Here is a 14,570-nt window from a genome sequence, read left to right as displayed (position 1 = left end):
CTTTTAATGAAAAGCGCAGCAGGTGCAAATCAAAATCACAGAATGCATGAGTCGTAGCGGCGCAATTCATTGCGCGATAAATCGCGCCGCTAAGCAATGTGCGATGACAGGATGCGCACTGGATAAAATCAGATGGCTTCTGCCACAGTAGCTTTTGCCTCAATAAACTCCACCACCGCACGCGTTACCTCAGCGGTATTCGCCGTGCCGCCGACATCCGGTGTCAAAATGCCCTGAGCGCAGACATATTCAATACCTTGCATAATCAGCGCCGCAGCATCCCGCTCGCCGAGATGCTCCAGCATCTGCACCGCCGTCCAGAACGTGGCGATCGGGTTGGCGATGCCTTTGCCGGTGATATCAAACGCCGAGCCGTGAATCGGTTCGAACATCGACGGGAAGCGACGTTCAGGATCGATATTGGCGGTGGGCGCCACGCCCAAACTGCCCGCCAGCGCTCCGGCCAGATCCGACAAAATATCGGCGTGCAGATTGGTGGCGACAATGGTATCGAGGCTCTGCGGATGCAGCGTCATGCGATGCGTCATCGCATCCACCAGCATTTTGTCCCACTGCACATCCGGGAACTCCTGCGCCACTTCGGCGGCAATCTCATCCCACATCACCATGCCGTGACGCTGGGCGTTGGATTTGGTCACCACCGTCAGCAGCTTGCGTGGGCGTGACTGCGCCAGTTTGAAGGCATAACGCATTATGCGCGTCACGCCAACGCGGGTGAAGATCGCCACTTCGGTGCCGACTTCTTCCGGCAAACCACGATGCGCGCGCCCACCATTACCGGAATATTCGCCTTCTGAGTTTTCCCGCACAATCACCCAGTCGAGATCGCCGGGGCCGCGATTGCGCAGCGGCGAGGTGACGCCCGGCAGAATTTTGGTCGGACGCACGTTGGCGTACTGGTCAAAGCCCTGACAAATTGGCAAACGCAAACCCCACAGCGTGATGTGATCCGGCACGTCGGGCGCGCCGACCGCACCAAAGTAAATCGCATCAAACGTCTTCAGCGTTTGCAGGCCATCTTCCGGCATCATTACGCCGTGTTGCTTGTAGTAATCCGAGCCCCAGTCAAAGGTTTGCACCGTAAACGTCAGCTGCGGATCGCGGCGCGTCAAGGCGTGCAGCACGGCAACGCCAGCAGAGATCACTTCCGGGCCAATACCATCCGCAGGAATCGCGGCAATTGAGTAGTTACGCATGATGTTTCTCCAGTTAGGTCAATGTGTATGAGGATGAGCAAGCTCTGCGGGATGCGGTGTTTTGCCGCGGGCAGAGAGAATCAGAACTACAATCGCCGATAGCACCAGCAGCCCGGCAACAAAATAGAGTCCCCACGTATAGCTGCCCGTTTGCTGACGGATCACGCCAATCATCATCGGGCCGACAAAACCGCCAAGGTTGCCGATAGAGTTGATGGTGGCGATGCCCGCGGCCGCCGCGGGACCGCTCAGGAACAGCGTCGGCATGCTCCACAGCGGCGGTTTGGAGGCGCTGATGCCGACGGTGACCAGCGTCAGGGCGATAATCACCGTAAACAGCGTGCTGACGTTCCCGGCATAAATCAGTCCGGCAGCCGCCAGCAAACAGGCACCGATAACATGCCAGCTGCGCTCTTTGGTGCGGTCCGAATGGCGCGCCCACAGAATCATGCCGATCACGCCCAGTACCGCCGGGAAGGCGTTGAGGAAACCAATTTCTATTGAGGACGCGCCGAAGCTGCGGATGATTTGCGGTGACCAAATGCCCAACGTGTACAAGCCTGCGGATGTGCCGAAATAGACCAGCGCCAGCGCTAACACACGCTTATCGGCCAGTCCGCGCCAGGCGCTGCTGTGGCTTTGATTGGCCGCGCGCGCCTGTTCTTCGGCCTGCATGGTCTTTTCCAGCCACGCCCGTTCTTCATCGGTGAGCCACTTGGCTTTCGCCGGGCGATCGGTGAGGTAAAACAGCACCACGATGCCGAATATCAGTGCCGGTATCGCTTCCAGCACAAACATCCATTGCCAACCGGCGTAGCCAAGCAGGCCATGCATCTCCAGTAATGCGGCGGAAATGGGCGAACCTAACGCAGTGGAAAGTGGGGCCGCAGCCATAAAGATGGCGGTGACCTGCGCACGTTTTGCCGCCGGGAACCAGTAGCTGAGATAGAGGATGATGCCGGGGAAGAAACCGGCTTCTGCCACGCCAAGCAGAAAGCGCAGCAGGTAGAAGCTGGTGGTGCCCTGCACAAATGCCATGCAGCCGGAAACCAATCCCCATGTGATCATGACGCGCGCAATCCAGATGCGGGCGCCGACTTTATGCAGAATTAAATTCGACGGTACTTCAAACAGAAAATAACCGAGGAAAAAGATTCCAGCGCCAAAGCCAAATACCGTGGGCGAGAAACCTAAATCCTGATTCATAGTTAATGCAGCAAAACCAATATTGACGCGATCGAGAAAAGCGATGAAGTAGAGCAGCATGATGAAGGGCACAATGCGTAACGTCACTTTACGCATCACCCTTTTTTCGAGGTGAGAGTTCATATTAAAGTGCTCCAGATTGTGTAGGGTGGTGTTATTTTTTTGTAATCGAGTTCAGTATGCAGTTTTGCTTTGGCTTATCATCAGATGTGGATTATATAAACTATTTGCATAATCAGCGGGTGAGGGGAATGTGGATATAAATCAATTGCGTTGCTTTATTGCGGTCGGTAAAGAACTGCATTTTGGCCGCGCCGCACAAAAGATGGAAATGATGCCTGCGTCACTTTCTCGCTTCATTCGTTTACTGGAAGAGGACCTCGGCGTGCGTCTGTTAAATCGATCGACGCGTAATGTTTCATTAACTGCCGAAGGCGCGCTCTTTTTTGACGACGCCAGCAAATTAATCGATCAATTTGATGCGCTGGCGAAACGTTTTAAAGTGGGATTAAAAGATGAACGCCGCACATTACGTATTGGTGCGATTGATAGTGCCGCGCGTGGGTTAGTTCCGGCGTTACTTAATTTATTTGTTCCGCTGCATCCGCACAGCGATATTCATATTATTGAAGACAAAACCATTAATTTAATTCCGAAATTAAAGTTGGGTTGGCTGGATATGATTTTTATTCGCGAGCCGCAAAGTATTGATGCGTCATTAGCGGTGCGCTTTATCACGCGCGAAAGCTGCGTGCTGGCGGTGCCGATTCAGCATGCGCTGGCGGCTCGTGAACGGGTGGCGGTGGCTGATTTTCAACACGAAGCGATGATCATTCCAGACCGGCGCACACGCCCGCACAGTCACGATCTCACCATGAGCCTGTTTAAACTGGCGGGATTCACGCCGCACATCGCGCAGTTTGCCGAAGAGAAACAAACCATCCTGAGCCTGGTTGCTGCGGGGCTGGGATTGGCGGTGGTGCCCGCCTCGTATCGCACCATGAACAGCGACAGCGTTAGCTATATTGCGCTGGATCTGCCGGAGCAGATTAAAGGATTGCCATTGAGCATTGCCTGGCAGAAGGGCAACGAAGATAGTTTTCTACTGGATATGCTGCGTTTGTTGCGTGAGCATCATGGCGAGTTGACGGAGAATTTGTGATAAAAATATTTTTAAACTCAAATGTAATTTAAGAGAAACATAAGGTCTTATTAAGCAGCTTAAATTGAAGCATGCTTTTGAAAGAGTCGCTTAAACAATTCTCGAACAATTTTTTTCGACAACTTGAAAGTTAAAGTTAAATCTAAAGATAATGATTTTATCTTTAGATTTATGAGTTAATTTGAGCCTTCGATTTGTCTAATAATGCTTAATGCGTGTGCTTTTATAAAAGGTGGAGGCAAAGCATTACCAATCATCAATGAAATTGAACCTTTACCATGTTCAGGGATGAACTTGTAACTAATCGGAAACCCCTGTAAAAGCGCGGCTTCTCTTAATGATATTGCCCTATCCTTTTCAGGGTGAATAAAACGTCCCTTCGATGGATTATTGCATCCGCTAGTAATTGTAGGTGATGGATCATCCCATTGCATTCGACCATAAACATCATAGAATCCATTTGATTTTCTATGACATTCAAGTTGTAGGTGTGGAGGTAATGAAGTTCTGCTACCTCCATTTTTGGGGATGTTTTTAATTATCTCCATTACTTTTTGAGAACGTTTATCAGTTAAACTATGTATGTTATCATTCTCAGGAATTTCTTTTTTTCCAATCGCATCTCTTACAGTTTTAAATTTTGATGACTTAGCTGCTAAATTAGGAATGCAACTTATAGAAGCTAATAAGATTAATCTTTTCCTTCTTTGAGGGACTGAATAATCTTTTGCATCGAGTACGTCAAATTTATAAGAGTAGCCCAATGTGTCTAATGAAAGGCAAAACTCATGAAATCTATGGTCTTTAATCAGTGTTGGGACATTTTCAAGCATGATGTTTTTAGGCTTCATGACTTTAATATATTCAAGAAAATAAAATATAAGATCATTTCTGGTATCTTCTGATGCAAATCCTTTATTTTTTGTTCTTAGACGTGAAAAGCCTTGGCATGGCGGGCATCCAGCTAAAAGATCTAATTCCCCAGGGGAAATGTTTAATTTATCAAGTGCTTCTTCAGGTGGTAAAGAGATTATATCCATATTGAACATTTTAGTTTTGGGATGATTCAATGTGTATGTTGTTGCAGCTTTTTTATCTAACTCAATAGCTGCCAAAACCTTAAAGCCAGCTTGAACTAAACCTTGAGATAAACCACCACACCCACTGAAAAGGTCAATAGCAGTATGTTTTTTATTGATAGTCTTGGCTTTTGATTTATCCACGCTGAATCCACTCCTTAACTTTAGATGCAATTATAACCAAATCAGCCGAATTGTCATCCATTTTATTTAAGTAGTGTTTTGATAGAGTAATTATCTCAAGTGACGAAATATCCGGATCGTTGTAGATTTGTTTTAATGCATTTTTATATTCTTCTGATGAATTATAAGTCGCGCTTTCATCTATAGAATTTAAAACGATAGCATCCGGACATAATCTTGGTAGGTAACTGAGATTATTATAAATCCATGACAAGTATTTTAATTTCATATCTGTTTCAGCAACTTTATTACCAGCTTTGTCATTTCCTCCATTTAATAAAAGTTGTGGTTTGCATTTGACTGTTTCTTTGATTTTTTCATCCAGCGTAAAGTATTCAGATGGTGGAATGGTGCTTGGATCATGAAAAGTTTCAAGTAGTTTTTGGTCGCCGTCAAGGTATACGAAACTTTTGGATTCTTTTATTATTAGTGTTGGGATAATATATTTTAAAATAGTATCGGCGCCACCAGGCGCAACAATTATTTCAATACTCAACTTTTCACCGGGGTCTAACTGTCTGGTTGCTCTTTCGATAACAGCTTTTGCCATCAAGTCTTCAACATAGATTGTAGTTTTATCATTATTTAAGCTTCCAAGTCTATTTAATGCAATTAGAGATGAGCAGCTATTCATAATCCTTGTTCTACCCATTCCATTACCTTCTAAAACTTTAATAGCATTGTTAGGTAATTCAGAAATCATATCACTTGAATGTGTGGAAATTATTATTTGTAATTTTTTTATGATGATCATTTCCAGTAAAAACGAAAGGAGTTCCCTTTGGGCTCCAGGATGTAAAGAAGTTTCTGGTTCATCGAGTAATACTAAAGTATTTTCATTAGAAGCTAACAATTCAGTAACAATTTTCACAATGGAAAGCTCACCACTTCCAGCATATGCTTCTGAATACTTTATTCCTCGGTCAAAGATAACGCTAAGGTCACTTCCATTTTGGCTAGGATATAAAGAATGTTCAATATAACGGGCTGAAATATACTTTCTACCTAAGATCCTTGAAACTATCTCCAGTTCATTATCATTTAATAATCTATTGCAGAATACTCTATCCCTGCCTCCGCCTAACTTCCATTCCTGAATGTTGTTGCTGGCAACTCGACTAAGTCGCTTTGCGCCCTTAAGCATTTCTTCATGTTTCTCACTTTGGCCAGTTGGCCCTTTATGAATTGAATAATTAATTTTGTCATCGAAATTCATTGTCCTGTCAAATGCGCCAATAACCATTTTCATATTCATGTAAAGAACTTCACGTTGCACTGGATTCCAGCGATCAGCATCTTTTCTTTCGTAAGGCTCTTTAGGCATTTTTTTCATATTATCACGAATGCTGATCTTCGTTGGTTCCCAGTATTCATAATTTCTGTTAACACGTTTCATTCGAGCTTTTCTAGTCTCAACAATATTATTGTATTTTTGATGCCAATGACCATATATATAGCGAGCAGGGTTTTTATTAATATCGATGATAGGATCTATATCAGTTGAAAACCAAAAACGTGATGTACTATATCTTTCAGGCATACCGTACAAAGCATGAAGAATTGAGCTTTTACCGCTTCCATTTGCGCCAACTAATGCAGTTAAAGGAAAGTCAAACGTAATTTTTGCGTTTTCTTCTAATCCTTTAAAGTTAGGGAATCTTGCGTGATGAATATAATTTTTAAATGCTTTTCCATTCATCATTTTTTGAATGTTTTCAATTAAATTCGAAACCGGAGGTTGTTTTTTGATTTTTTGGTTCATCAGCATATCCTAATGCAAAAATAAAATAATGGATTGTTTTGAGTTGTAACAAAATTTACTACTTTAAGAACGTTTTGTCTAATTTTTTAGATGGTAAATATAAGATGTTTGTAGTGTCTAGAGTGGGTTTGTTAAGGTGTGATTTAATAAAAATTTTTAAATCGTAATTTTAAATTTTATCTCTTAAGGATGGTTGTAATTAGGTTGATGCTTTAGATTTCATAATTAAGTGAAATGTTTAATGCTTTAAGTGATTGTATATACTTTACTTCCAGTAGCTAATTCCCACCACTCTCTCTATGATGAAAACTTTCCCGCGCCAATGTCGGGAACGATCAATGAGTTAGGGAAAAATTGCGCGATGACCATTTTAAACGACCTGGATTTGCGGCAGCTGGAAGCCTTTTCGGCGGTGATCTCTGCCGGTAGCGTCACGGCGGCGGCGAAGGCGCTCAATCGCTCGCAGCCGGCGGTGTCGCGTTTGATTCAGGAGCTGGAACAATCGCTGGGTTATCCGCTGTTTATCCGCAACGGGCCGCGCATTCATCCTTCGGAAGAGGCGCTGCAGCTGCATCAATACGTGCAGAAAGCGCTGCTCTCACTGCAGCAGATTCGCCTGCGCGCGCAGGAGATCGCCCATCAGCAGCATCGTCCGCTGAGCATCGCCGCCACGCCGGCATTGGCGGCGGGTTTGCTGCCGCAGGCGCTGGCCGCGCTGAATCTGCAGAACAAAGTGCAGATCATCAGCGAATCCGCAGTGCAGACGGCACATGCGGTGATCACTGCCGAAGCCGATCTCGGTTTATGCAGTTTGCCGCTGGAGCATCACGCGGTGGAGCTGCACTGGATTGGCCAGTCGCAATGCGTGGTGGCGCTGCCAGAGCATGACGAGCTGGCGGCGCAATCTCAGCTGTCGTTGAGCAGCCTGGCGGGACGCCGTTTGATTGCACCGTGGAGCCCGCAGCGGTTGCGCGGGCGCTACGAAAAGGCGCTGAAAATGGTCAAAACGCCGCTGCACGAAACCATCGAAACCAACTCCTCCGCCAATATTCTTGGCTGCGTGCGCGCCGGGCTGGGCGTGGCGATTCTCGAACCGGTCACCGGTTGGGGCATGCCGCTGGCCGGTGTGGCGATCCGTCCGATTGAGGAGGATATTCCCTACTACTTTGGCGTGATCACGCCGCAGGGAAGACAGATTTCAGCTGCCGCGCAGGCGCTGGTTGAGGCGTTAGCCAGCGTGGCCGCCGATTTGCTGCCGGGTTTTGAGCGTCTGCCCGCCAGCGAGCATCCGCGTATTATGCGGTTGATTAATCAGGATTAAATATCTCACCCCAATCGTATTTTGTAGCGGCGCAATGTTTTGCGCGATAAATCGCGCCGCTACGGAATGTACGTGATTTCAGTCATCAGCCTGCGTATGAAAATCTTCTTTTAAAAGCCTTATAACATTTCCGGCATAAGATATAAGAAATCCATTGGTCAAAAGCTGAGCGCGATTATTGACTCTGTTTTAGGGCAAGAGGATTATGCGAAACCTTAGCTCTTACTATGTGATTTAGTGATTAATGACCATTAACTATGTGTTATCAGGATAATGGAAATGCACAATCACTTACGCGATTTGGTGGTTTCGTCCGCACCCTGGCCGCCGCTTATTTCTGGGAAAACATGTATGACTTATGCCGCCGATGGCCTTGCCGCGCTGGAAGCTCAGCTTCAGCAGGATCTGGAATATCTTGAACTGCCCGCTAAATCCTGGGTGCCCGAGCGCACGCAGGATGGCGCACCCGTGCGTGACGTGGTGGTGATCGGCGCGGGCATGTGCGGGCTGGCGGCGGTGGCGAAATTGCAGTTCAGCGGCATCAGCAATGTGGTGGCGTATGACGCCGCACCCGCCGGGCTGGAAGGTCCGTGGGTGACCTTTGCGCGCATGGAAACGCTGCGTTCACCTAAATCTCTACAAGGCCCGGCGCTCGGCATGGCGCAACTGACGTTCCGCGCGTGGTTCACCGCGCAGTGGGGCAAAGAAGCCTGGCAAGCGCTGGATAAAATTCCCAAAGCGCAGTGGATGGATTATCTGATTTGGTATCGCAAGGTGCTGAATCTGCCGGTGCGCAACAATGTGCGCGTCACCCATATTGGCTTTGCTGGCGATCTGATTGCGCTCGATGTAAGCGGTGCCGAAACCGGCCGCATATACACTCGCCGCTTGGTGCTGGCCACCGGACGTTCTGGTCTTGGCGGCTTCGCCGTGCCGGATTTCCTGCAAGGTATTAGCCGCCAGTTCTGGGCGCACTCCGCTGACGACATTGATTTCTCAGCCCTAAAAGGCAAACGCATCGCGGTGATTGGCGCAGGTGCATCGTCAATGGATAACGCCGCCACCGCGCTGGAAAACGGCGCGGGCGCGGTGGATCTGCTGATTCGTCGCAAGCAGATGCCGCGCATCAACAAAATGACCGGCATCGGCAGTCAGGGCGTGGTGCACGGCATGCATCAGCTGCCGGACGCGTGGAAGTGGAAGTTTGTCGATTACACCGCCACCACGCAAACGCCGCCGCCGCGCTCCTCGACGCTGCGCGTATCGCGTCATGCCAATGCTCGCTTCTTGCTTAATTGCGGCATCAAAGCGGTTAAGCAAGAGGCCGATGGGCTGCTGATCGAAACCACGCAAGGCGCGCTGCGCTACGACTACCTCATTGCGGCTACCGGCTTTAGTAACGATTTCCACGACCGCCCGGAGTTTGCCGCGCTCGCGCCACATATCCGCAGCTGGCGCGACGGACGTTATCAGCCCGAAATGGGCGCGCCGCGAGCCAATCTGCTGGAAGCGCCGGATCTCGGCCTCGCCTTTGAATTCCGCGAACTGACACCAGGCGCATGCCCGCTGTTGGCGCACATTCACTGCTTCAACGATGCCGCGATGCTGACGCACGGCAAAGTCTCCGGCGATATCCCGGCGGTGAGCGCCGGTGCCGATCGTCTGGTGCGCGGCATTACCGCTTCGCTGTTTGCCGAAGACGTCGAGCAGCATTACGCCAACTTACAGGCTTTTGACACCCCTGAATTGCAGGGCGATGAATGGGTGGATTCCACGCCCTTACTCAACCAGGAGAACGCGCAGTGAGTGACGCAATTGATCGCGCAGTCGGCTTAAACGCTGAAGATGCGCTGTACGGCACGCGCCGCCTGCGCCCGGAATTTGTTGACGGCGCGGAGCAGTGCCGCATCTCGGTGCTGGCACCCAACGACGATCAGGGTTTAGCGCCGGATGTACGTTTTGCGCTGGCGCAGCGCATGGCGCAGCTGAATAACGATGCCGCGCTGCAACAGGATTATCAGACGCAGCTGGCGGCGTTGCAGCCGTCAGAGGCGCTGCTGGCGCTGGCGGCAGGCGCCGCCGATCTGCCAGAACCGCTGGCGACCATCGCGCGCCACGCCGATCTCATTACCCAGCAGCCAATGCACGCCACCGAGCAGCACATTCGCCTGCTGGAGCAAGCCGGATTGAGCAATCCGCAGATTGTGGCGCTCTCCGAGCTGATCGCTTTTATTAACTTCCAGACGCGCGTCGCGGCCGGATTACGTTTGTTGAGGTCTGCATGATTCCATCGGTTAATCTCAAGCCGCTGCACTGGCATCCGTATATCGCGCCGGTCGAGGTAGAAGAGGCCACGCCCGCGCAGCTCGATGCGATGAAAGTGACGCCATCCAATAAGAAGATCTCCGAATATGTGCGCACGTTAGCACACGATCCCGACAGCTACGTGGCGCGTACCGTGCTGTTCAACGCCATCATGTATGTCGATGGCGGGCTGGATCGCGCGGATCGTGAACTCGGCGCGCTGGGCGCGTCGATCGTCAATGGCTGCAAATATTGCGCGGTGGTGCATGCACGTCGTCATGCGCAGCTGGCCGAAAGTGATGCGGTGGTGAGCGCCATCTATTTTAATCGTGCGGATGTGCTCGGCGAGCGTGATGCGGCGATCTACCGTTTTGCCCGTCGCCTGTCGGTGACGCCGTCAGAAGCCAACGCCGAAGATATGGCGGCACTGCGCGCGGTCGGCATGAACGATCAGGAGATTATCGATCTGATCCACGCCATCGCCATTTTTGGCTGGGCCAACCGTCTGATGCATGTGCTTGGCCATGCTGACCTGCACAAATAAGGGCTGCTGCATGTTAGAACTCAACGATATTACGCTCTCTTACGGCAGCACGCCGATCCTGAAAGGTGTCGATCTGTCGGTGAAACGCGGCGATGTGGTGTCGATCATCGGGCCAAGCGGCACCGGCAAAACCACGCTGCTGCGCTGCATTAACTATCTGGCGAAACCGGCGTCGGGCACCATTCAGCTCGATCAGATCCGCATGGATTATCAGTCACCGGATAAAGCGGCGATCCAGGCGATCCGCCTGCGCACCGCGATGGTGTTTCAGCAGTTCAACGTGTTCAAAAACATGACGGTGCTGGAAAACGTGATGGATCCGCTGATCGTCATTCAACGCAAAAGCAAACAGCAAGCGCGCGATATCGCCGTGCAGGAGCTGGAGCGCGTCGGATTGTGCGCCAAACTCGATCACTATCCGTCGCAGCTTTCCGGCGGTCAGCTGCAGCGTACCGGCATCGCCCGCGCGCTGGCGGTGCGTCCTGATGTGATGTTGTTTGATGAACCGACCTCATCGCTCGATCCGGAGCTGGTGGGCGAGGTGCTGAAAGTGATTAAAGATGTGGCGTCCTCCGGCATTACCTCGCTGCTGGTGACGCACGAAATGCAGTTCGCCAAAAGTATCTCGAACCGCATCGTCTTTATGGATCAGGGCGTGGTGGCCGCGCAGGGCAGCCCGACTGAGATGTTTGATAATCCAACCCTGCCGCGACTTGCTCAGTTCCTCAATTCAGAACGCGTATTCTAATAATTAAAGGAATCAACGACATGCCTGCAATCAAAACCACTTTACGTCGCCTGGCCGCGCCTGGCATCATCGCGCTGGCACTCATCAGCGGTAACAGCTTCGCCGACGCGGTGCGCACTATCAAAATCGCCACTGCGGCGGAGTCTAAACCGCTGTCGTGGGGCGCGATTGGTCACGAGCCGCAGGGCTACGAGCCGGACGTGCTGAAAGCCATCAACGCTAAACTGCCGCAGTACAAATTTGTGATGGAAGGTGCGGCGGATATCGCCCAGGAAACCGGCCTCGCCACCGGCAAATATGACATGGCGACCGGCGGTTATTACAAAGCGCCAACGCGCAGCAAACAGTTCCTGATTCCGGATGCACCGATCGGTGCCAGCCTGATGAAAATCTACAGCCGCAGCGATAGCACCATCAACAGCATGAAAGATCTGGTCGGCAAGAAGATTGTGCCGGTTACCGCCGGCGGCGGCGTGTACAAATTCGTGACGCAGTGGCAGCAGGACAACCCGAACGGCAAAGTTGAGATCAAAGCTTCGAGCGCTGGCGTGCCTTATCCGGATCGTCTGAAAGAGGTGCAGCGTGGCAAATATGATGCGCTGATCCTGCCTTCGAACCTCGGCGAGCAAACGGTGATCGACAACCAGAAACTGGCGATCAAAGCCAGCGAGCCGGTTGCCATCAACAACACTTACGTGCTGATTCACCGTTCAGCCGAGAACCAGGCGCTGAACGATGACATCAACAAAACGCTGCAACAGCTGAAAGCGGACGGCACGCTGGATAAGCTGGCGCAGAAGTGGTTTGGCGAAGACGTCACGAAGTACATGAAGTAAGGATTCACTAAAGCTGCACCCGGTGCTGAGCCGGGCGTTGCTTCATTGTTAGCAGGAGTGTTTCACCGTGAATCTGACTTCGATGATTCCCGAGCTGCTCTCGGCGCTGCCGTTGACGCTTGGCATAATGTTTGTCGCGATGATCGTCGGGTTCTTCCTGGCGCTGATCGCCACCGTGTTCCGCGTGCGCCGCATCCCGGTTATCAGCCAGTTTGTGGATTTGTACGTCTCATACGCGCGCAGCGTGCCGGTGGTGCTGCAGCTGTTTGTCGCGTTTTATGGCTTGCCGCTGGTGGCCGAGCAGTTTGGCTTCAGCGATTTTGTCACCGCCAACATCGCGGCGATGATTGGCCTGAGTCTGTATCACGGCGGTTATCTGTCGGAAGTGATGCGCCCGGCGTTTCTCGCCGTGGAGAGCGGCCAGCATGACGCCGCCGACAGCATGGGCTACAGCTTCCGCCAGAAAATGCTGCGTATTGTCGGTCCGCAAGCGGTGCACTATGCGCTGCCGGGTTACGGCAATGCGATTATCTATCTGATTCATAACGTGGCGCTGGTGATGTACATCGGTGCGGCGGATGTGATGGCGACTGCGCATCTGATCATGGAACGCGACTACAACCAATATCAGTTCGGCACTTATCTGGTGCTGGCGGTGCTCTATTCGCTGCTGTGCGGCGTGGCCTGGTTGATTATCCGTTTCTTCGAACAACGTCACGCGAAGTACAGCTCGAAAACTGCTGCACGCGTCAAATTCACCAGCGTCTGATAAGGGAGAGAAACCATGTTTGATCTTGAGGTTTTACTGCCGGACTTCTGGAGCATTCTCGATGCGGTGCCGGTGACGCTGCTGATGGCGGTGACGGTGTTTATCTGTTCAACGCTGCTCGGCGGGCTGTTTGCCTTTGTTGAACATCGCCGCCTTCCGGTGCTGCGTCAGTTGGTGATCGCCTACAAAATTGCCTTTAAAGGCGTGCCGATGGTGGTGGTGATTTTCCTCGCCTATTACGGTTTGCCGCCGGCGCTGGATTTCGTCGCCACGCTGTTTGGCGTGAAAGTGAATGCGCACTCGCTGCCGAACTGGGTGATCATCATCGTCGCCCTGAGCGCCTGCGTCGCGGCGTTTCAGGCGGAAGTGTGGAAGGGCGCGCTCAACTCATTTGATAGCGGACAATCGGATGCAGCGCTGTCGCTCGGTTACAGCGGCGGCCAGCTGTTCCGCCGCGTAATGTTCCCGCAGATTATCGTGGCGGCGATTCCTGATCTGGCGAACGCCTTTATGGTGATCATGAAAGCGCTGTCGCTGGCGTTTGCCATCGAAGTGGTGGATATCTTCGCCCAGGCGCAACTGACCGCGGCGCTGAATTTCTACTACCTCGAAGCCTTCCTGGTGGCGGTGGTGTTTTACATGGTGATTGCCTATGTGGTGACCAAGATCGCCGATAAGATTGAGGCGAGATTGCGGGTACGGACCTGACCAAATCCGCGCGATAAATCGCGCCGCTACGATCAAGTGCGCCCAACCGTAGCGGCGCACTTTATTGTGCAAAGAAGCCATCGCCAAATCACTTTCACTCTGCAAGTTACTTGCAAAATGAAAGTCACTCTGCAACAGTATCCGCCATCAAACCGATGCGGGATAGCCAACCTTGAAAAACCAAACGCTCCACAACATGCCTTGTCCCATCGCGCGCAGCCTTGGGCGCATTGGCGATGGCTGGAGCATACTGATTATGCGCGATGCGCTGGCCGGTTTTACGCGCTTCGATGAGTTCCAGAAAAGCAGCGGTGTAGCGCCCAACATATTGTCGCGGCGGCTGAAAGAGCTGGTGGACGATGGCTTGCTGGAGAAGGTGTGTTACAGCACCAGCCCGGCGCGCTTCGAATATCACCTGACGGCCGTTGGTCGCGATTTTCGCGGCGTGATTCTGGCGCTCACCGAGTGGGGCAGCACGCATTTCTCGCCGGAAGGTCGCCAGATGCAGCTGGTGGAAAGCGCTACGCAGCGTCCGGTGAAGATGCAGCTGGTCGATAGCGAAAACGGCCAGCCGCTGACGCTGGATAACTATCAGATGGTGCCCGGCCCGGCAGCGGAGCCGATGATGCACTATCGCCATGATTATCTGCAGAAAAAACGCGCTGGAGATAACACCCAGAAATTTGCGCCGCCGCCGCTGCACCAGCCGCAGTCATAACGGCAACGCGCAA

The 14,570-nt window shown here is 51.4% G+C and carries 14 protein-coding genes; 10 read left to right on the top strand and 4 right to left on the bottom strand.

Going from position 1 to position 14,570, the window contains the following annotated elements; all coding sequences use genetic code 11:
• Nucleotides 1-128 precede the first annotated feature (128 nt).
• The gene (locus ACYAC5_RS16140) at nucleotides 129-1,217 is read right to left on the bottom strand and encodes a tartrate dehydrogenase (RefSeq protein WP_192412092.1); all 1,089 of its coding nucleotides are present in this window, start codon (nucleotides 1,215-1,217) and stop codon (nucleotides 129-131) included.
• 18 nt (nucleotides 1,218-1,235) lie between these two features.
• Nucleotides 1,236-2,546: an MFS transporter gene (locus ACYAC5_RS16135; RefSeq protein ID WP_101761864.1), complete on the bottom strand. Its 1,311-nt coding sequence runs from the start codon at nucleotides 2,544-2,546 to the stop codon at nucleotides 1,236-1,238.
• 130 nt (nucleotides 2,547-2,676) lie between these two features.
• On the opposite strand from ACYAC5_RS16135, the gene ACYAC5_RS16130 reads away from it, so the two are divergent.
• Nucleotides 2,677-3,585 (top strand): LysR family transcriptional regulator, encoded by a 909-nt coding sequence (locus ACYAC5_RS16130; protein ID WP_462062023.1) that lies wholly within the window; start codon nucleotides 2,677-2,679, stop codon nucleotides 3,583-3,585.
• Between the two features lie 176 nt (nucleotides 3,586-3,761).
• Here ACYAC5_RS16130 and ACYAC5_RS16125 read toward each other — a convergent pair whose 3' ends face one another.
• Both ACYAC5_RS16125 and ACYAC5_RS16120 read right to left on the bottom strand, forming a co-directional pair.
• Nucleotides 3,762-4,808, bottom strand: a complete 1,047-nt coding sequence (locus ACYAC5_RS16125; protein ID WP_192412090.1) for a DNA cytosine methyltransferase — start codon at nucleotides 4,806-4,808, stop codon at nucleotides 3,762-3,764.
• Nucleotides 4,801-6,609 (bottom strand): ATP-dependent nuclease, encoded by a 1,809-nt coding sequence (locus ACYAC5_RS16120; protein WP_462062022.1) that lies wholly within the window; start codon nucleotides 6,607-6,609, stop codon nucleotides 4,801-4,803. The genes ACYAC5_RS16125 and ACYAC5_RS16120 overlap by 8 nt, the downstream gene beginning before the upstream one ends.
• A gap of 361 nt (nucleotides 6,610-6,970) precedes the next feature.
• Between ACYAC5_RS16120 and ACYAC5_RS16115 the strand changes: the two genes are divergently transcribed.
• The 9 genes from ACYAC5_RS16115 to ACYAC5_RS16075 all read left to right on the top strand — a co-directional run bounded on the left by ACYAC5_RS16115 (nucleotide 6,971) and on the right by ACYAC5_RS16075 (nucleotide 14,557).
• Entirely contained in the window at nucleotides 6,971-7,930 is a 960-nt protein-coding gene (locus tag ACYAC5_RS16115; RefSeq protein WP_199559714.1) for a LysR family transcriptional regulator, read from the top strand.
• Between the two features lie 351 nt (nucleotides 7,931-8,281).
• The gene (locus ACYAC5_RS16110) at nucleotides 8,282-9,736 is read left to right on the top strand and encodes an NAD(P)-binding domain-containing protein (RefSeq protein ID WP_277974096.1); all 1,455 of its coding nucleotides are present in this window, start codon (nucleotides 8,282-8,284) and stop codon (nucleotides 9,734-9,736) included.
• A complete protein-coding gene (locus ACYAC5_RS16105; RefSeq protein WP_462062021.1) occupies nucleotides 9,733-10,215 on the top strand; it encodes a CMD domain-containing protein in 483 nt (160 codons plus the stop codon). The genes ACYAC5_RS16110 and ACYAC5_RS16105 overlap by 4 nt, the downstream gene beginning before the upstream one ends.
• A complete protein-coding gene (locus tag ACYAC5_RS16100) occupies nucleotides 10,212-10,778 on the top strand; it encodes a peroxidase-related enzyme (protein WP_280172060.1) in 567 nt (188 codons plus the stop codon). Before ACYAC5_RS16105 ends, ACYAC5_RS16100 begins: the two co-directional genes overlap by 4 nt.
• Nucleotides 10,779-10,788: 10 nt before the next feature.
• The gene (locus ACYAC5_RS16095) at nucleotides 10,789-11,526 is read left to right on the top strand and encodes an amino acid ABC transporter ATP-binding protein (RefSeq protein ID WP_462062020.1); all 738 of its coding nucleotides are present in this window, start codon (nucleotides 10,789-10,791) and stop codon (nucleotides 11,524-11,526) included.
• A gap of 20 nt (nucleotides 11,527-11,546) precedes the next feature.
• The gene (locus tag ACYAC5_RS16090; RefSeq protein ID WP_462062019.1) at nucleotides 11,547-12,362 is read left to right on the top strand and encodes a transporter substrate-binding domain-containing protein; all 816 of its coding nucleotides are present in this window, start codon (nucleotides 11,547-11,549) and stop codon (nucleotides 12,360-12,362) included.
• Nucleotides 12,363-12,444: 82 nt separating this feature from the next.
• A complete protein-coding gene (locus ACYAC5_RS16085) occupies nucleotides 12,445-13,131 on the top strand; it encodes an amino acid ABC transporter permease (RefSeq protein ID WP_154155525.1) in 687 nt (228 codons plus the stop codon).
• A gap of 15 nt (nucleotides 13,132-13,146) precedes the next feature.
• Nucleotides 13,147-13,839 carry an amino acid ABC transporter permease gene (locus ACYAC5_RS16080; protein ID WP_110867259.1) on the top strand — a complete coding sequence of 231 codons (693 nt, stop codon included), beginning with the start codon at nucleotides 13,147-13,149 and terminating at the stop codon, nucleotides 13,837-13,839.
• 172 nt (nucleotides 13,840-14,011) lie between these two features.
• The gene (locus ACYAC5_RS16075; RefSeq protein WP_101761873.1) at nucleotides 14,012-14,557 is read left to right on the top strand and encodes a winged helix-turn-helix transcriptional regulator; all 546 of its coding nucleotides are present in this window, start codon (nucleotides 14,012-14,014) and stop codon (nucleotides 14,555-14,557) included.
• The last annotated feature ends 13 nt before the right edge of the window (nucleotides 14,558-14,570 follow it).

Source organism: Pantoea sp. y20 (genome assembly GCF_054903455.1).
This window is presented reverse-complemented; position numbering and strand designations above follow the sequence as displayed.